Origin of the sequence: Parabacteroides sp. AM08-6, from assembly GCF_003473295.1 — a bacterium.
In the GTDB taxonomy this organism is placed as follows: domain Bacteria; phylum Bacteroidota; class Bacteroidia; order Bacteroidales; family Tannerellaceae; genus Parabacteroides.
In genome coordinates, this window is record NZ_QRMP01000019.1 from 26985 (window position 1) to 45528 (window position 18544).

At 41.3% G+C, this 18544-nt stretch carries 11 protein-coding genes; 2 read left to right on the forward strand and 9 right to left on the reverse strand.

Annotation, left to right across the window (positions count from 1 at the left end):
• Window positions 1–3 precede the first annotated feature (3 nt).
• The 5 genes from DW103_RS12035 to rpoN all read right to left on the reverse strand — a co-directional run bounded on the left by DW103_RS12035 (window position 4) and on the right by rpoN (window position 4945).
• Window positions 4–1839 (reverse strand): 4-hydroxy-3-methylbut-2-en-1-yl diphosphate synthase, encoded by a 1836-nt coding sequence (locus DW103_RS12035; RefSeq protein ID WP_122276461.1) that lies wholly within the window; start codon window positions 1837–1839, stop codon window positions 4–6.
• 87 nt (window positions 1840–1926) lie between these two features.
• A complete protein-coding gene (gene purE / locus DW103_RS12040; protein ID WP_122276463.1) occupies window positions 1927–2433 on the reverse strand; it encodes a 5-(carboxyamino)imidazole ribonucleotide mutase in 507 nt (168 codons plus the stop codon).
• Between the two features lie 25 nt (window positions 2434–2458).
• Window positions 2459–2839: a glycine cleavage system protein GcvH gene (gene gcvH / locus DW103_RS12045; RefSeq protein WP_122276465.1), complete on the reverse strand. Its 381-nt coding sequence runs from the start codon at window positions 2837–2839 to the stop codon at window positions 2459–2461.
• A gap of 16 nt (window positions 2840–2855) precedes the next feature.
• The gene (locus tag DW103_RS12050) at window positions 2856–3476 is read right to left on the reverse strand and encodes a hypothetical protein (RefSeq protein WP_122276467.1); all 621 of its coding nucleotides are present in this window, start codon (window positions 3474–3476) and stop codon (window positions 2856–2858) included.
• Window positions 3477–3487: 11 nt separating this feature from the next.
• Complete coding sequence (gene rpoN / locus DW103_RS12055) at window positions 3488–4945, reverse strand: RNA polymerase factor sigma-54 (protein WP_122276469.1); 1458 nt, start codon at window positions 4943–4945, stop codon at window positions 3488–3490.
• A 180-nt stretch (window positions 4946–5125) separates the two neighbouring features.
• Between rpoN and DW103_RS12060 the strand changes: the two genes are divergently transcribed.
• Complete coding sequence (locus DW103_RS12060) at window positions 5126–7288, forward strand: ATP-binding protein (RefSeq protein ID WP_122276471.1); 2163 nt, start codon at window positions 5126–5128, stop codon at window positions 7286–7288.
• A 12-nt stretch (window positions 7289–7300) separates the two neighbouring features.
• On the opposite strand, the gene DW103_RS12065 is transcribed toward DW103_RS12060, so the two are convergent.
• Together DW103_RS12065 and DW103_RS12070 are read right to left on the reverse strand one after the other, a co-directional pair.
• Window positions 7301–9385, reverse strand: a complete 2085-nt coding sequence (locus DW103_RS12065; protein ID WP_122276473.1) for a right-handed parallel beta-helix repeat-containing protein — start codon at window positions 9383–9385, stop codon at window positions 7301–7303.
• A gap of 38 nt (window positions 9386–9423) precedes the next feature.
• Window positions 9424–11091 carry a nucleoside kinase gene (locus tag DW103_RS12070; RefSeq protein WP_122276475.1) on the reverse strand — a complete coding sequence of 556 codons (1668 nt, stop codon included), beginning with the start codon at window positions 11089–11091 and terminating at the stop codon, window positions 9424–9426.
• 87 nt (window positions 11092–11178) lie between these two features.
• On the opposite strand from DW103_RS12070, the gene DW103_RS12075 reads away from it, so the two are divergent.
• The gene (locus DW103_RS12075) at window positions 11179–12864 is read left to right on the forward strand and encodes a Na/Pi cotransporter family protein (RefSeq protein WP_122276477.1); all 1686 of its coding nucleotides are present in this window, start codon (window positions 11179–11181) and stop codon (window positions 12862–12864) included.
• Between the two features lie 67 nt (window positions 12865–12931).
• Here DW103_RS12075 and DW103_RS12080 read toward each other — a convergent pair whose 3' ends face one another.
• Both DW103_RS12080 and DW103_RS12085 read right to left on the reverse strand, forming a co-directional pair.
• Entirely contained in the window at window positions 12932–16411 is a 3480-nt protein-coding gene (locus tag DW103_RS12080) for an alpha-galactosidase (RefSeq protein ID WP_122276479.1), read from the reverse strand.
• A complete protein-coding gene (locus DW103_RS12085) occupies window positions 16408–18534 on the reverse strand; it encodes a glycoside hydrolase family 36 protein (RefSeq protein WP_122276481.1) in 2127 nt (708 codons plus the stop codon). The genes DW103_RS12080 and DW103_RS12085 overlap by 4 nt, the downstream gene beginning before the upstream one ends.
• Window positions 18535–18544: the final 10 nt, after the last annotated feature.

Here is an 18544-nt window from a genome sequence, read left to right on the forward strand (position 1 = left end):
TTATTAATCGCTCCAATCCCCGTTCTCTTTTATCAATTGAACAAGACGTTCAACAGCTTCGTCTTCGGGTATATTTTTTAATACACAAGTTTTCCCCTTATACAAACTAATTTGTCCACGCCCGGCTCCTACATATCCGTAATCGGCATCAGCCATTTCGCCGGGACCGTTTACGATACATCCCATAATACCGATTTTCAGTCCTTTCAGGTGTGAAGTCGCCTCTTTGATACGGGCAATTGTTGTCTGCAAATCATACAATGTACGTCCGCAACTGGGGCATGAAATATATTCGGTTTTACTGATACGGGTACGGGTTGCCTGCAAAATACCGAACATACAGCTATCGCCAACCATAGCTTCGCCACCTTCGTTGTGTAACATAATACCATCCCCAAAGCCGTCCAGCAATAATGCACCAAAATCGGCAGCCGACTTTAATTGCAATGCTTCTACATCCGTTTCCCGATAATCCCGATGAAGAATTACAGGAACATCGCAACCGGCGGCCAGCAATTTATGCAAAGCTGCACGTTGAGCACCCAATCCGTTCTGATGGTATGTACTAAGAATTACAACCGTACATTTATCTTGCTTCAACAATTCCATCGTATGTTCCGTCAGGTCATTATTTGTCAGACGAATAAACTTCAAAGGGGTCTGGTAATCTTTCAATTCTTCTATTTCGGAAGCGATGAAAAAAGGAAAAGCATTCGGACGTTCTTTCCAGAAATGAGCGTCTACAAGCAAGCGAAAGTTATCCGGAAGATTTTCCGGGTCTTCCTTTCCTATATATATATAGTCCGGAAGAAAAGAATAATCAAATTCAAAGTCTCCATTCCCCCGGTCAGAGATAACAACAGGGGGAAAGTTTCCTCCTATTCCCTCCGTCACACGGCTGGCGCGGCGACTCACATTGATTGGGTCATAGCCCGGAGCCAATGAAGCAGAAATCGGAGTATGTCCTTCACGCTCCAAAATATAATCGACAAGTTTGCGGGCAACCGGTATTTCCGCCTCCGGGTCCTCACTCAAGGATACACGAATAGTATCTCCAATACCATCGGACAGCAATGTACCGATGCCGACTGCACTCTTGATACGCCCATCTTCCCCATCTCCGGCTTCCGTCACACCCAGATGCAACGGATAATACATTTCTTCGGCCTCCATCGTTTGAACCAACAAACGAACCGTTTTCACCATCACAACCGTATTGGAAGCTTTGATGGAGATAACGACATCGGTAAAATTCTCATCCCGGCATATACGCAGAAACTCCATACAGGAAGCAACCATGCCTTCCGGAGTATCACCGTACCGGCTCATGATACGGTCGGATAATGAACCATGATTCACACCGATGCGAATGGCTGTTCCATGCTCTTTGCAAATATTCAGGAAAGGGACAAATCGCTCGCGTATCTTCTGTAGCTCTGCGGCATATTCTTCGTCAGTATATTCCAGCAAATCGAATGTTTTTACTTTATCAACATAATTACCGGGATTAATACGAACTTTCTCCACTTCTTCCGCTGCGGCATCGGCTGCACGAGGATTAAAGTGAATATCAGCCACTAACGGGGTTGTATATCCGGCTGCATTCAATTCCTTACGAATAACACCCAGATTGCGGGCTTCGCGCTCTCCCTGTGCAGTAAACCGCACATATTCGGAACCGGCCTCTATCATACGGATAGCCTGCAGAACAGCAGCCTCCGTATCCATTGTCGACACGTTTGCCATGGACTGGATACGTATCGGATTATCATCTCCCAGCGGAGTACTTCCTATATGGACTACAGACGATTGACGACGATTGTAATTAAAATAATCCATTTACAAATAACTTGGATTTATACTTTAGAAAGTGAATGATGATTTAAAAGAATAAATCATCATTCATTATTTCAAAACAACTCTTGGTTAATTTGTTTTATATTTAAAAGAAACCTTTGCCAGTTCCTCGTTTGCTTTAACGATTTTCTTCTTCAGGTTTTCCTTATAAGCGGCGAGTTTGTCTTGAAGCTGTTCATCCCCTACGGCAAGCATTTGAACAGCCAGAATACCGGCATTAAGCGCACCATTGATACCGACTGTGGCTACGGGGATTCCCGGAGGCATCTGGACAATTGCCAACAGGGCATCCATACCATCGAGCGTAGAATTGATAGGTACCCCTATCACAGGTACTGTTGTCATAGATGCAATCACTCCGCACAAATGAGCAGCCATACCGGCAGCAGCGATGATAACCTTGATACCACGGCTTTTTGCTCCTTTTGCAAAAACTTCTACTTCGGCAGGCGTACGATGAGCCGACAAAGCATGCATTTCAAATGGAATTTCCATTTCGTCGAGCAGTTTTGCCGCTTTCTCCATAACGGGCAGGTCGGATGTACTGCCCATAATAATACTTACTATAGGTGTCATATTTCTTATTTTATAAACGCTGTCCTTATTTAGCAATCAACTTTTCGTATTCTGCTGCGGACAACAAATCATCCAATTCGGAAGGATCCGATACGGAAATCTTTATCAACCAGCCATTGCCATAAACATCTTCATTCACCAATTCAGGTTTGTCGTCCAGTTCAGCGTTTGCTTCAATCACTTCACCTGTTACAGGCATAAACAAATCGGATACGGTCTTCACTGCTTCGATAGTACCGAACACCTCTTCTTTTGCAACTGTTTCGCCCTCTGTTGTAATGTCGACGAAAACAATTTCACCCAGTTCTTTTTGAGCATAATCTGTAATACCTACATAAGCAATATCACCTTCTACACGGATCCATTCATGATCTTTTGTGTACTTTAAATCTGCAGGAAAATTCATAATTTTAGTGTTTTTATTAGATGAATAAATATATATAACTTAAAAATGAGGAGACAAAGGTACATATAAATCCGAGACAAAACCCTGCATACACTTGCATGGACGTATGTCTTTTCAGAAAGATACGCGAAGTCCCCACCAATCCGGCTATCACAATCACAATAATAAAGGTCCAATAAGGATTCATCAAATGGATACGGGAAATCCCCATAATCCCTCCCAACAATCCGCCCACTCCCAGCATATGGGCACTTATTTTCCAGTAAAAGTTAATCAGCATCGCCAGTAATAATGCGACACTGGCCCCTACCAGCAGAGACAAGAGCCAAAACGGAAGCATCATTTTATACATATAAAAGACACATACCAAGATTGAAGTGATTAGTATCAGATATGGGACTACCCGCTCCTTGCGGTCAGACAACTCCAAGTCACCGGCTGCGCCACTTCGTACCATCATATAAATAAACAGCCCCGGAATAACCGCAGTCGACAAAAAAGCCCCCCCTATAAGCAGCAATTTCATTGCCGGAGGATAGATGGTCAGGTACGTAAACATAAGAGCCAAAATTACGCCATACGTAACCATCAATAAAGGATGGAACATTCCGGATACTATGTTTGATAATAGTTTCATGTGCTTAAATTTTATATTTCTTTTCTGAGCCGTGCAACCGGAATATCCAATTGCTCACGGTATTTAGCGACTGTACGACGGGCGATGATATATCCTTTTTCTTTCAAAATAGCGGCCAGTTCCTCATCCGTCAACGGTTTGCGCTTATCTTCATTGTCGATATACTCTTCCATTATCTTTTTAACTTCACGAGTGGAAATCTCTTCACCACTATCCGTCTGCATTGATTCTGAGAAGAAGTATTTCAAAGGATAAATACCGAAATTAGTCTGTACATACTTACTGTTGCTGACACGCGAAATCGTCGAGATGTCATATCCGGCCCGCTCGGCCACATCTTTCAATATCATCGGACGAAGAGTCGTTTCGTCTCCTGTCAGGAAAAAATCACGTTGCAGGAGAATTATTGCTTCCATCGTACGCTGCAAAGTTTCCTGCCGTTGCCTGATAGCATCGATAAACCATTGTGCCGAGTCCAGCTTTTGCTTAACAAACTGTACAGCTTCGCGCATTTTGTTTGTCTGATTAGCTTTATTACCGGCATAATCTTGAAACATTTCCGCATATTCCCGATTGATACGCAAATCCGGTATATCCCGGTTGTTCATGCTTAATATCAATTCACCATTAACAGCTTCCACCAAAAAATCAGGAATAACCTGGCTCATCGCTGTTTCCATAGAACCGCCCCAACTACCACAAGGTTTAGGATCGAGTGCTGTTATTTCGTGAATAGCTTTTTTCAATGCCGTTTCATCAATTCCCAACCCACGCAATATCTTTTCATAATGTTTACGGGTGAATTCTTCAAAATAATCGGTTAAGACACGAATAGCCAGTTCCACTTCCGCCGTTTTCTCCTTGCGATCAAGCTGCAAAAGCAGGCATTCCTGCAAATTGCGGGCACCAACTCCAGCCGGGTCGAGGTCCTGTATAATGGCTAATACTTTTTCTATCTCCTTCTCTTTTACGTCCTGTCCGGCTTGGAAAACCAAATCATCTGCTATCGCAGACAAATCACGGCGCAGATACCCGTCATCGTCAATATTGCCAATAATATATTCGGCAATACGAACCCTTTTCTCCGATAAATTGCGGAGTCCCAGCTGCTGCAATAAATATTCGTTCAGGGATTGACTGACAGAAAAAGGTATATCCTCCTTTTTCTCTGCGCGTTCACTTAATTCACGGAGTTTATAATCGGGAATATCATCTTCACTCATATAATCACCCAAGGAAAGGTCCACATCGGCATCCGCTTCTCCGGAAACACCTTCTTCAACATCACCGTCAGCACGTTCAAAGTCTTCAGTAACCTCTTTCCCCTCTTCCAGAGCCGGATTATCCTCCAGTTCATGCTTGACACGTTCTTCCAATTCAATAGCCGGAAGTTCCAAAAGACGTATCAGCTGTATTTGCTGAGGAGATAGTTTTTGCTGTAACTTTTGTTGTAACTGTTGCTTCAACATAATTTCTTATAATGTTAGAACATGCAAATATAACTTTTTACCACGAACAGCCTTTACATTAAAAATATAATTGTTCTAAAGAAAAAGCGGAAAACAACATTTAACCCCACAAAATCATATAACTATCAAAAGATATTTCTATTTTTGTGAATAGAAAAGCTATCAATTGAATTACATAGAATGCCATACAATCAATTAACAAAAAAAGAACTTATCCGGCTATTGGAAGAGAAAGACCGGAAAGTAGAACAACGCCGGAACAATCATGTTTCCCAGACTTCCAATATTAAACGTATCATATCGGAAGTATTAATCCTTTTGTTCAATGAAGAGAACCGGCCGATAGAGAAGTCTATGCGCCTACTGCTAAACTTCTTCGATGCGGATTGGGGATATATTGCAATTTTTGAAGAAAATAACCGGATAGCTTATTTTCCGTGCGAAGTGACCAGTTCATATATCGAGACGCCTAAAGATGACCGGAACCAACTAACTTACAGTACAATGCCATGGATTATCAATACCGTTAAATCCGGAGAGGATATTGTCCTTTGCGACATTGACGACCTCCCGCCGGAAGCACATACCGACAAATTGTTATTACAAGAACAGGAACTCAAGTCCTTGCTGATTATTCCATTGACATTCCACAATAAAGTGCAAGGATTTATCGGCTTCGATTCCATCCGGACCCATCGGAAATGGACAACAACGGAAGTCGAAGATATGCATCTGATTGCCAGCATCTTCTCCATATTGATAGAACGGTGGCAAACAGAAGAAAAAGAAGAGAAATCCAGAAAACTTCTATCCGAATTAAGTACCAAGTTCCAGCTGTTCTTTAACAATCTTCCTATCGGAGTGGAATTATATGACTCCGATGGTTATTTAATAGATGTAAACGAAGCTGATTTACAAATTTTCGGGACTACACGCGAACAAATAATCGGTATCAACCTTTTTGAAAATCCAGCCGTTCCCGTCCGGATATTAGAGAGTATAAAAAAAGGAAGAGCTTTTAGTTTTCCTTTAATCTACCAATTTGATAAAATACACAAGGCTAATTACTACGTTTCAAGCCTAGCCGGACAAGAAAAGCACCTGCTCATAAAAGGTTTTGGACTGAATGATTCAGATTCCGGACGCATCGGATACCTGTTTATCATCTCCGACAATACAGAAAAGCAACTAAAAGATGCGCAGACACAAAATAATTTGGCGATACTGAAAGCCGTCTTACTTTCAGGGAGTTCCATTGTCGGAGAATATGACGTTGAAAAAGGAACATTTTATATCGATCCCGTACTGAATGATCATCAGAACAATAACAAACTGTTCTCATACATGCAGAAACATAATACTTTATCATTTAAAGAACTGATAAACATTAGTTATGCTTCCGGACATATCAGCACTCTCTACCGGGTCATTGACGGGACACAAGATAATTGCAGTTTTACTTGTCGGACCACCATCGAAAACGAAACTATTTGGATACGTTTTAATGCTTTGGCCTACACCATAAATGGGCATAAGCGCCCCAATAAGGTTATTTGCCATCTTACTGATATTTCTGAAGAAAAACTTCTGGAAGAAAAATTACGACATGCCGAATATGAAACCCGTCAATCCGAACAAGAAATACAAAAGGTCAAAGAAGCTGACAAATTAAAATCAGCTTTCCTGGCCAATATGAGTCATGAAATACGCACTCCGCTGAATGCGATTATCGGTTTCTCGAACATTATTACCGAAACCGACGACAAAGAAGAAAAGGAAGAATATATAAATATCATCAATAAAAACAGTGACTTGCTCCTACGCTTGATTACTGATATTCTGGATTTCTCCAAAATAGAGTCCGGTATACTCGACTATACGCTGACAGACGTCAGTCTGAAAGAAATCCTGCTCGAACAGTATCAGGTTCATGCGCTAAAAATGCCTCCGGCAGTTAAATTAATTTGCGACAGAGATAAATTACCTGATATTATTCTGAATACCGACCCTAAACGTATTACCCAAGTTATTTCCAACCTTATCTCCAATGCGACTAAGTTTACGGAAGAAGGTTCTATCACACTCTCTTACCGTATCATAGAGAAACGGGTATTGGTTGAAGTTATAGACACCGGAATCGGTATTGCACCGGAAAACAGAAATGCCATCTTCGAACGTTTTGTAAAGATAAACAGTTTCAAACAAGGAACAGGCCTCGGATTGACTATTTGCAAGACAATTATCGAGGCCTTGGGCGGAACCATTGGAGTCGATTCGGAACAAGGAAAAGGCTCACGTTTCTGGTTTACATTACCTTGTAAAGAGGAAGAGATTACCAACTAATCCCCAAACAGTTCATTCGAAAAGTGAAGAAACAGTTTTTTCTCTTTCCTTGACAATCCGATTGAACTGTTCTTCCCGCTCTTTGGGCAAGCGAGCTTTTTGTTTCCATGCCTCATCTCCATAAACCCCGGCTTCTGTATAGTCAAATGGTTTAAAGCCTATTTTACGGATTACATTTTGTTTTTTAAAACGGAAATCCAACCGATAAGGATCTTTAAATCCCGGATCTTGCACAATCGAATGTTTATCTTTCAACTTCTTCCAATCCTTAAAAGAATAAGTTAAGAAATGAGGAACTGAATCTTTCCGCAAATCCCAGTAACAGTTATTATCCATTTCCATTTCAGCTTTATCCCAAGCCCCATCGAGATATACCCCATGGTCCATTAATATGATGTTGGAAATAAAACTGAATGAGCGATGTTCTTCTACCCGTGTAAATTGAAGTTGCTGATAATGATTGAAAGCAAAGATATTATTCCGGAGTATATTTTCTTTTCCGTAATGCTGGTGAAAACCTCCGCTTTTACAACCATACACAAGATTGTCCTCTAAAACAATATGGGTACTTCCCTCATCGGTATAAAGCCCCCATCCGCCATAATCATAAGAATAGATATGATGAATCGTATTATGATGAATATGTGTCCCCGGAGAAACGCCCAGCGTATAAACAGCTCCCATATCGGACAATTTTCCCCAACCGATATGATGAATATGATTGTAAGCTATTTTATTGTTGACGGCATAACTTGTTCCATATCCCCAAACCCAACCGACAGAAACTCCGGAATAGAGCAAATCCGATATTTCATTATGAGTAACCTTATTATCCGGTGAATGAAAGATTATAACCCCGGCTCCGCAAGGGAAGACGAATCCGGTCTTTTGTATGATATTATTATTGACTACGATATTCCGGGTCAAGTAATTCGGGTCGGGCGTCTTATATTCCCCTATTTTAACGCCCCCCGCTCCTAAATCCGTCAAATAAGAATGCTCCAACTTACAATTCGTACAACCCTTCCTGAACCATATTGCATAGTTGCCCGTATGTTTGATTTCACAATTTTCAAACAGGATATTATCCGCATAATCCAGATGAATAGCCGCACCGACAGGAGCTGCAGCCTGAGCCGGATCATCTCCTGTTTCAGGCATCACATACCCCGAATGTTCGAATGATAAATTCCGAAATGTAATTGCTTGAACCGGATGCTCTTTCCCACCCTGTATTGATAATAATGTACTTAATATCGGAGCATACCCAACGGATGCTTCTATCTTTTCCCCTTCTCGCGGTATATAATACAAATCACCGGATGCTTCCAAAAACCATTCTCCTTCAGTCGTCATTGCTTGTTTATAATTTTCCAATATAAAACGACTTCCTTTCCTTATCGAATTCCAGGATTGCATACCTTTTCCATTCAAGAAGAAATAACCGGAATCAGGAACAGCATAGGAAAGATACTTACGAGTATTATCCCAATTATGATAACACATGACCATTGTGTTATTTATTTCTTCAGCAGACAGTCCTTTCAATGATTTCAAATCTTCCGGTTTTGCCTGAATACGTTGTGTTGAGTATTCCGGAGAACGACCTGTCCCTTTATAATGAACAGTTTCGTTCGCATCCTCCACCAAAAACCAACCCTCATCGGGTGTTCTGGCACGGATAGCTCTTTCTCCGTTCACATACAGTTGTTCGACCTTCAATCCATAACGTTCCACCTCATCAATATGAGTCTTCCACCATCCTTGCGATGTCTTTTCCCATGAGGTGAGAGCAATCGCCCCACTAATAACCGGCTTCTGTCTTTCATCTCCTTCAATAACAATCGGCACAGCGGGGGTCTTTTCTATCCGGATGGTTTTATCCAAGAGATATAAACCGGAGTTAACATGGATATAAACAGTATCCTTGCCTGCTAAGCCCGCTACATGCTTCAGAGCAGCCTCTATCGTCCGAAAAGGAGCTTCACGAGTTCCTTTTTCCTCCTTTTCCCCTTCAGTAGATACATAAATCGTATTTTGCGCCATAAGGACAAAAGAACAAAGGAAGAAAACAAATAAACATATAAACCGCTTCATAATAGTTTGATTTTATCGTTTACGTATAACAAAAAAGTTTAATACTTAAAACTTCCACCACCCAAAAATTCACGTAGCAAAGAAGTTCCCGGCAAACTATCGTCCGGAATATAATTAAAGTAACGCAGAAAACGCATCAGACGGTACGCTTCCGCATTTTCAGAATCACATTCACGAACTTCCGACAGGATGGGTTCTGCATACTTTCTCAAAGCAGCCAACTCATACAACATTGCACTGTTGAACATCGCATCCGCATTTTCCTGATAGGGGAATATCCATTTGTCCTCGCCTCTCCGTACACTGGGCCAACGGGCAATCGTGTCATGGGCCGAATAACCACGAAAGCGATAATCGCGGATAATACGACGAAGCAAACGGTTGTCCGTAGTCGGTATCCAGTTATGATTGTCCAGAGAAATAGTAGTGAGAACAGATACATAAACACGGTATTTATAAATATCATCAATCATGGAAGTTAGTTCTGGATTTAATGCATGAATACCTTCGATTACCAGTACGGAGTCTTTCTGTATTTTTAACTTTTTACCTTTAAAGACACGTCGTCCGGTTTCAAAGTTGAAAGAAGGAACCTCAATCTCCTCACCGGCAAGTAATTTCCGCAACTCACTATTGAAATAAGGTAAATCGAGTGCATAAAGCGATTCAAAATCGTACTCTCCGTTTTCATCTTTTGGCGTATCTTCGCGATTCAGGAAATAATCGTCCAAAGAAATGCCGACCGGATGAATCAAATTAGTTATCAATTGTATCTGTAAGCGTTTACAGAACGTCGTTTTTCCTGAAGAAGAAGGACCGGAAATCAAGACAATCCGTACTCCTTCCTTATGACGGCGAGCAATATCTTCGGCAATACCCGCTACCTGTTTTTCCTGCATGGCTTCGGAAACCATAATCACTTCACGGCTAGCACCCTGTTCTATCGCCTTGTTCAAATCGCCCACATTATTCAAGCCGACTGTACGTTGCAATGTCAAGTGCTGTTTGTAAACTTCAAACATTTTGTCTTGTCGTATGACCGGTTCCAGTTCCAACGGATTAGCACGTTGTGGAACACGTAGCAGTACACCGTCAAAATAAGGTACGATATCAAACAACTGAATATAGCCGGTCGACGGCGTCAAGCATCCGTAAAAGAAATTAATGTAACCATCCAAATCATAATAAGACGTATACGGCATACCGGCCGTTTCCACCAATTGCGCCTTGTCGTCCATTCCTCTCTCCCGAAATAGAATGGCTGCATCAACCGTACGAACAGTTTTCAGACGAAAAGGAAGGTCGGCGTCTATTATCTCGCGCATCCGTTTTTTTATCTTTCCTATAGTTTCCTCGTTTATGCTTTTGCCATTGTGAATCACGCAATAATAGCCTTTCGATACCGGATGCTCCAAGTTCAAAGTTGCTTTCGGCAACACGTCATTGACGGCTTTCGAGAAGATATGACAAAGAGAACGAACATAAGTACGCATTCCCGAAAGTTGCGTATAATCCACATATTCAACATCTTTCGGATACCAGCAGCGGAAATTCAAACCTTCTACCTTGTTATTCACTTGCGCATTCATCGGCCGAAAACGAAGCGGTGCGCCTATCAGGGTATAAATATCCAACAAAGAGGAACCAATGGGTACTTCTTTATAGGTCTTGTTATTTTTACAATAAATTGTAATAGTTTCAGACATAGACTATCAGTTATTATTTGTAGTTTTGCACCCTAAAGTTAGGAATATTAATCGGATATACACACATCCACTTAAACGGAATTTTAAATGGACTATTCTTTTTTTGATTTTCTGCGTCTGATAGGCTCGTTAGGTCTTTTCTTGTACGGAATGAAAATCATGAGTGAAGGTCTGCAGAAATTCGCAGGAGACAGTTTGCGAAGAATTCTTACGGCCATGACGACAAACCGGGTTACCGGTGTATTGACGGGTGTACTGATAACTGCCCTTATTCAATCCTCATCTGCGACAACCGTTATGGTTGTCAGTTTCGTAAATGCCGGACTTCTTACCCTGACCCAATCCATCGGAGTTATCATGGGAGCCAATATCGGTACGACAGTTACAGCATGGTTGATATCAGCACTCGGCTTCAAAGTCGACATTGCAGCTTTCTCCCTTCCTTTACTTGCCATTGGTATTCCACTTTTGTTCTCCGGCAAAAGCTCCCGGAAATCCATCGGTGAATTTATATTCGGTTTCTCTTTTCTGTTCATGGGACTTCAGGCTCTTAAATCCAACGCTCCGGACCTCGGAGCCAACCCCGATATGCTGGCCTTTGTACAGAGCTATACAGATTTGGGATTTCTCTCCATTATCATATTCCTCATTATTGGCGCCATCCTGACAATGATAGTCCAGGCTTCGGCTGCTACCATGGCGATTACATTGATTATGTGTGCCAATGGCTGGATTGATTATCACTTGGGAGTCGCACTCGTTTTAGGTGAAAACATCGGAACCACTATCACTGCTAATTTGGCTGCGCTGACAGGAAACACACAAGCACGCAGAGCGGCTTTGGCACACTTGGTATTCAACATATTCGGTGTTTGCTGGGTACTTGTCCTGTTTTATCCGTTCACTAATGCTGTTTCATGGTTCGTAACTCACATGATGCACATTACAGATCCGGCCGTTGCCGTATCTTTCAAGCTGGCAGCCTTCCACACGGCTTTTAACATCAGCAATACGTTCATTATGATTTGGTTTATCAACCTGATTGAAAAAACAGTCCGTGCCCTTATCAAACAAAAAGACGAAGAAGAGGAATACCGCCTGCGTTACATCACCGGAGGTATGTTGTCCACCGCAGAGCTTTCCATTCTGCAAGCTCATAAAGAAATTTCCCTGTTTGCCGAAAGAACCGGACGTATGTTGAACATGGTAAAAGAGCTTTTCTATGAAAAGAATGAAGATGCTTTTCTGAAAACCTATAGCCGTATAGAAAAATATGAAAACATCAGCGACCGGATGGAGATAGAAATTGCCAATTATCTGACTTGCGTTGCCGAAGGTCGCTTGAGTTCGGAAAGTAAAGAAGAAATACGTATCATGTTGCGTGCCATCACGGAAATCGAAAGCATAGCAGATTCCTGCAATAACCTAGCCCGCAGTATCAAACGTCGTAATGAAGGAAAATCCGTTTTTACCGACGAGCAGAATCATAATATCGACCAGATGTTTGCCCTTGTAAGCAAAGCCTTGTATCGCATGATAGAAATTCTGAACAAGACAGAAATCGTACACGATGACATCAATCCGTCATATAACCTCGAAAACGAAACCAATAATTATCGTAATCAGCTAAAAATCCACAACATGGAAGATGTAAACAACAAGGTATATTCATACCAGGACGGTGTTTACTATATGGATATAGTTGCCGAAGCCGAAAAGCTTGGCGATTATGTGCTGAATGTGGTACAAGCTGTAATTGAGAAAAAGATATAACCTTTAAGATGAAACTCATTGCTTCCGGTTAACCCTGATGAGATAACCGGAAGACCGACAAGCATTATTACTCTTCTTTTAACAGAAGTACCGAATTAGCCGGTACTGTATAGGAAATATCCTTTTCAGCTTTCAGGGAAAGTTTTTCCGGAGAAATCTGCTTATCTCTTTTCGGCAGGGTATCCTGCGTGTATTTATAAACTTTATAGGTTCCTTTTCCTGCTACGTGGCCATTACTCACCTGAATTCTTTTCTCATGGTTTGTCCCGTTTGCAAAAACATAAACCCATTTTCCATCCTTATTTTTGATAGCAGTACCTGCATAAAATTCCTCAGGAGTCGGTATCGGGTAAACTTCGGCTCCGGGACGGATAAAACGCGTCAATAGAGAATAAGCAAAGTATTGGGGACGGACTTCGTAATCACTCGTTATTACAATATTCTTATAACAAGTATCTTGAGCATAAGCACTCTTTACATATTTCCACAATCCCAATTGTTGCATATTATCGTAATTGTCATTTTTACCATAATACTGGTCTATCAAACTCCAATAGCTGACACCACTTGCTCCGGCATTCAACAAATTGATTGCAATACGCACCATCAATACACCCCGTTCATACAAATTTATATCCCGTTGCCGGGCTGACCCGACACACTGATTTCCTCCAAATTCACCCACAAAATGAGGTTTTCCGGCCGATTTGGATAATTCATAATTCTGCCTTTCCCAATCCAAAATCGTAGAGTTTGGTGTTTCATAGCCAAAGATATAAGTATGGGAATTAAACACATCTGCCACATCTGCCAACTCACGGGTACAAGCAGCCAAATATTTATGAGTTCCTATGCCTCCGTCGGAATTGTCAGACAAACTGAATTTCACCAGATTCCGGATTCCATCCTTCTTAAAGCGCCGGTCCAAAACTTTACACATTTCAATATATTTCGCCGTGGAAGCTCTCTTTCCGTTGACAAGGAATGACCAATCGGGCTCGTTGACCGGCGTAATTTCTTTGATGCAGGTATATTTCTTCTCCTTTATCAAATATTGAATCAGAGCAGAGAAATTTTCACTCCACTCTTCATTATCTTCAGGGGCAACCACCCAGTTCCCTGAATTCTTTCCGGCCAGGAAATGCTTATCAGGAGCTCCCCACAAAGTCAAAGTAACTTCCATATTTTGCTTTTGGGCTAAATCCAACTCCCGGTACAGAGACTGCATTTCAGGCGAATCAAACGTGAACTTATCCCAATTTATCACATTAGGGTCATCGTTATCATTTTCGGGTTCATACCATTGCGGCAAAACCATCACACGAAAGCGATGAAGCTCCATCTCCTTAACTCTTTTTTCAATGATACTTTTCCAATCCTTTTCCTTTGAACCATCATTACGAGTTACATTTTGAGAAAGGAAATGTGGGTCGAACTCAGCTCCTATTGCCTGAACTTCCGCATTTGTTTTTTCCCCGACGACTAAATTATGTACCGGTTCGAATAGATTATTTTGGTATTTGATTATCAAACTGCTTCGCGGCTCATCCAAAGTCAGTATAAGGCCTTCCGACAGTTCTTTTCCTGTTTTTCTTATCGAGTCACCGGAATCCTTATTGATAAGTAAATAAGTTTTATCCAAATCCAAACCGGATAATTTGACCGGATAATCCTTATCCGGACACTCTTTACGGCGAAAAGCAATAATATAACCGCTATCATCCGATTTACGATATAGTTGATAAGCTAACCAGGTATTTTCCCCGGTTGTATTATCTATACCACTCAAAGGATAATAATTTTCCAAAAAGTAAGGACGTAATTCTTCAAATTCAGCCTGTCTGTCCCACATATCATAAAGAGAAACACCAGCCTCTGTAACTTTCCAGTTGAATGTCACGGCAGAACTCAAACTGGAACGACAAGTATATTTGTCTACCCCCCAAGAACCGGTTCCATGCAACGGCAAATAAAAGTTCAGTCCATAAGTATGACACTGGTAACCATCCGGTTCGCCATAACTATAATCCGTTCTCCATAAGGGAGCACTGCGGGATGTAGTTTCCAAATCCAAACGACGGCCCCCACTGGCGCAATTATCAATCAAGGCATTCGGAAAACGTTCCAACAAATAATCCCAGAAAGCATACAAACCTTCGATATATTTGACTTCACATATGCCCTGTCTACCCGGTTCATCATTTGCTTCCCAAAAGCTGGCTGGTTCAATATTGAAATCCTGACGATAGTAATCGATGCCATTCTCCTCCATGAAATCCCCAATATATTTACTCATCCACCGACAAGCCTCAGGATTACCCAAATTAACTAAACAGGCATCTGCTCCCGCCCTTTCCAACATCCATTCCGGATGTTCGGTAGCCCAAGCCGAACCATAATACACTCTTTCCGGTTCAAACCAAACCATGAATTTAGAGCCGACTTTATGAATTTCGTCTGCAAGGGGCCTCAATCCTTCTGGGAAACGAATAGAATCCACTGTCCAATTACCGACTGTATTCGCCCAATTCTTATTATTGGCTACATCAGCAGATTGATCGTACCAACCGGCATCCAACCAAAAAACTTCCGGTACAAGTTTAAACTGTTTATATCTTTTCACCAATGCAATAGCATAATCTGCCGTCAAACAGGTATATTCATTACATGGGGTCGGGTCACCATAGTTAAATCCTTTACAAAACGGATATTGGGCTGGTTTTCCGTCTACCTTACGTGTATGGTGCGCCAATATAAAACGACGGAATTGATTATGGCCAATCATCCGGTTGTTTCCTTGCCAGAATAGCATGCAAACACTTGAGGTACGAATCGTCTCTTTAGGATATAAGTAAGCCTTCAAGCGTTCAATTCCGGATTTCAACATCACACTCTGTCCATCTGTACAACGTATATCAGAAAACCAAGTTCCAGTCCATCCTATCGCAACCATCACACCTTGATTACAAGGCGACTCGATATTAAAGAAAGGGAAACTGCTATCAGAAGAACGTCCGCCATAAGGTCGCATATAGAAGTTCTCACCGGAAAACAACACCTTCAACTGAGGAGCAAAATCCGCTTTGGAAGCAGAGCTACCTTTGGCATAATGCAAATTGAATTTACCCGGCCGCTCATACCGGAATAGGATATCGGAAACACAAACATTTGCTATTTCAGACGTATTATCAGTCCCTGTATTTGTAAAATGGAGTACCCATTCTATGGCCTGTGAATCTGTAAAACCTTTTACATCACAATCTACTTTCAGACCACTTACGGGGTCCTGATAAGTATAGCAATACCGGACTTTATTCCGGTCGTCACTATTCAACGATTTGGCCGAATAAACCCAATTCTTAATAAACTCTTCAGATGGTTTTCCTCCATATTCAAACGAAAAAGGAGGAACTACACCTTGTGCAAAATGCGAAGATATCCAATGTTCAACATCCACCGGCTTGCTCATCGATGCGACTGTTTGCCCTATACATAAACAAGGGTATGCAATTAAGATGGCAATAAAATACAACAACTTTTCTCTCATTTCTTGATAGTATTAATGGGTTCATATTTAATCAAAAGGGAGGAACGAGGGTTTTCAATCTTAAGTATTAGTTTATTCATCAACTCTTTGCCTGACATATTACAGACCTTATCAGTGTCCATATTTATCACTCTATATTGTTCTTTCGCATTTATTCCCCGTAGTTTAACGCTAATTTCATTCTTACTGGAGTCAGAACGCCTGAAAGCTACAATAATGCCACTGCCGTCCGATTGACGATGCAACTGATAAGCTATCCAAATATCGAGAGGAGTAATATCTTCTATTCCAGTCAACGGATAGTAGTCTTCATAATAATAGGGGCGTATTTCACTAAATTCTTTCAGACACTGTTGCATTTCTGGTATGGAAGCTTGAGTATTTGTCACTTTCCAGTTATAGATAAGAGCGGAACTCATACTCGAGCGAAAAGAATACGTATCCGTATTAAGACTACCCGTACCATGTATCGGTAAGAAAAATTCCAGCCCGTATGTCTGGCTCTGCAATCCATCCGTATCGTAATAATGATAGTAATCACTTCTCCACAGAGGTGCACTCCTTCCTGTCGTTTCCCAATCAATTCTTCGCCCGCCACTGGCACAATTATCAATCAGAAGATTAGGGAAACGTTCCAGTAGATAATCCCAGAAACTATACAACCCTTCCACATAACGAATTTCTTTCATTCCGATACGTCCGGGTTTATCATTTGCTTCCCAATATTTAGCAGGTTCTATATTACAATCTTGCCGGTAATAGTCAATGCCATTTTCTTCAATCATATCGCCAATATATTCCGACAGCCATTTGCAAGCCTCCGGATTACCTAAATCAAACAAAAGCCAAGTATTATCTTCCCTGTTGTCATCTCCCAAAATAGGCTTCTCAAGCATCCATTCGGGAAACTCGACAGCCCATTGGGTTCCCCTAACTACACGTTCTGGTTCAAACCAAACCATAAACTTTGCTCCAACTTGATGTATCACATTGGCAACTGGTCGCAAACCTTTTGGGAAACGCAAAGTATCAACCGTCCAGTTTCCTGTTGTATTGGCCCATGATTTCCCGTGTTCAAAATCAGAAGCATCCGTATGCCAACCTGCATCCAACCAGAAAACTTCGGGTTTCAATCCAAACTGGATATATCTTTTCACCATTGCTATGGCATATTCACTAGTAATACAAGAATATTCTCCGCAAGGAGATGGATCTCGATAATTAAATCCGCTCGATAGTGGATATTCGGCCAATTTCCCGTTAATCTTTCTGCTATTATGTGCTAAAATAAAACGTCTGAACTGATTATGTCCATCCATCCGGTCTTTCCCTTCCCAAAACATGAGGCTAATGCTTGGAGTACGAATACTTTCACCTGGATACAGAAACAAATTCATTCGTTCCATGCCTGCCGTCAGAGCCACCGTATTTCTGTTTTCCGCACAGACGCTTGTCTGCCAAGTTCCAGTCCATCCGACACTCAAAACAACCCCTTGTCCTGCAGGTGATTCTATATTAAAGAACGGTAAATAATCACCTTGGGAAGAACGTCCTCCCTCCGGACTCATTTGTTTCCTTTCGCCAGTAATTAATTTGATAGAACGAGGATGAAAATCATATTTGGAAATATGACTTCCTTCCGAATAGTGGAGATTAAAATCTCCCTCCACCGGGTATTGTATAGAGATATTACATACATTTACATCTTTTATCTCCAATGAATTTCCTGTACCTATGTTTGTAAAATGTAAAACCCATTCTACGCCACGATAATCAGGATATCCTTTTACGATACATTTCACGGATAATCCGTTGGAAGGATTTGTATAGGTGACTATATATTTTATTACATCCGGCTCATCCACTGTTTGTTTTTCTGCCGAATATTCCCACTGTTTAATAAAACTATCTGATTGTTTACCTCCATAAATAAAGGAAAAAGGAGGTATTTCCCCTTCGGCAAAATATCTTTCAATCCATTGTTCCACAGCAGGTAAGTGTTTGGTCATTTTTATAGAGGCTTGCCCCATCACACAAAAAGTATTTACATACATTAGCAATAATGACAGCAATATTTTGTAAGAATACACTATTCCTTTCGACTTGAATTGACTGTTATCCATTACTATTATT

Bases quoted from the DNA above. Each gene is read 5' to 3' on its own strand.
- DW103_RS12035 (WP_122276461.1), bottom strand. From the start codon at position 1,839: ATGGATTATTTTAATTACAATCGTCGTCAATCGTCTGTAGTCCATATA.
- gcvH (WP_122276465.1), bottom strand. From the start codon at position 2,839: ATGAATTTTCCTGCAGATTTAAAGTACACAAAAGATCATGAATGGATC.
- DW103_RS12075 (WP_122276477.1), top strand. From the start codon at position 11,179: ATGGACTATTCTTTTTTTGATTTTCTGCGTCTGATAGGCTCGTTAGGT.
- purE (WP_122276463.1), bottom strand. From the start codon at position 2,433: ATGACACCTATAGTAAGTATTATTATGGGCAGTACATCCGACCTGCCC.
- DW103_RS12070 (WP_122276475.1), bottom strand. From the start codon at position 11,091: ATGTCTGAAACTATTACAATTTATTGTAAAAATAACAAGACCTATAAA.
- DW103_RS12085 (WP_122276481.1), bottom strand. From the start codon at position 18,534: ATGGATAACAGTCAATTCAAGTCGAAAGGAATAGTGTATTCTTACAAA.
- DW103_RS12080 (WP_122276479.1), bottom strand. From the start codon at position 16,411: ATGAGAGAAAAGTTGTTGTATTTTATTGCCATCTTAATTGCATACCCT.
- DW103_RS12060 (WP_122276471.1), top strand. From the start codon at position 5,126: ATGCCATACAATCAATTAACAAAAAAAGAACTTATCCGGCTATTGGAA.
- DW103_RS12065 (WP_122276473.1), bottom strand. From the start codon at position 9,385: ATGAAGCGGTTTATATGTTTATTTGTTTTCTTCCTTTGTTCTTTTGTC.
- DW103_RS12050 (WP_122276467.1), bottom strand. From the start codon at position 3,476: ATGAAACTATTATCAAACATAGTATCCGGAATGTTCCATCCTTTATTG.
- rpoN (WP_122276469.1), bottom strand. From the start codon at position 4,945: ATGTTGAAGCAACAGTTACAACAAAAGTTACAGCAAAAACTATCTCCT.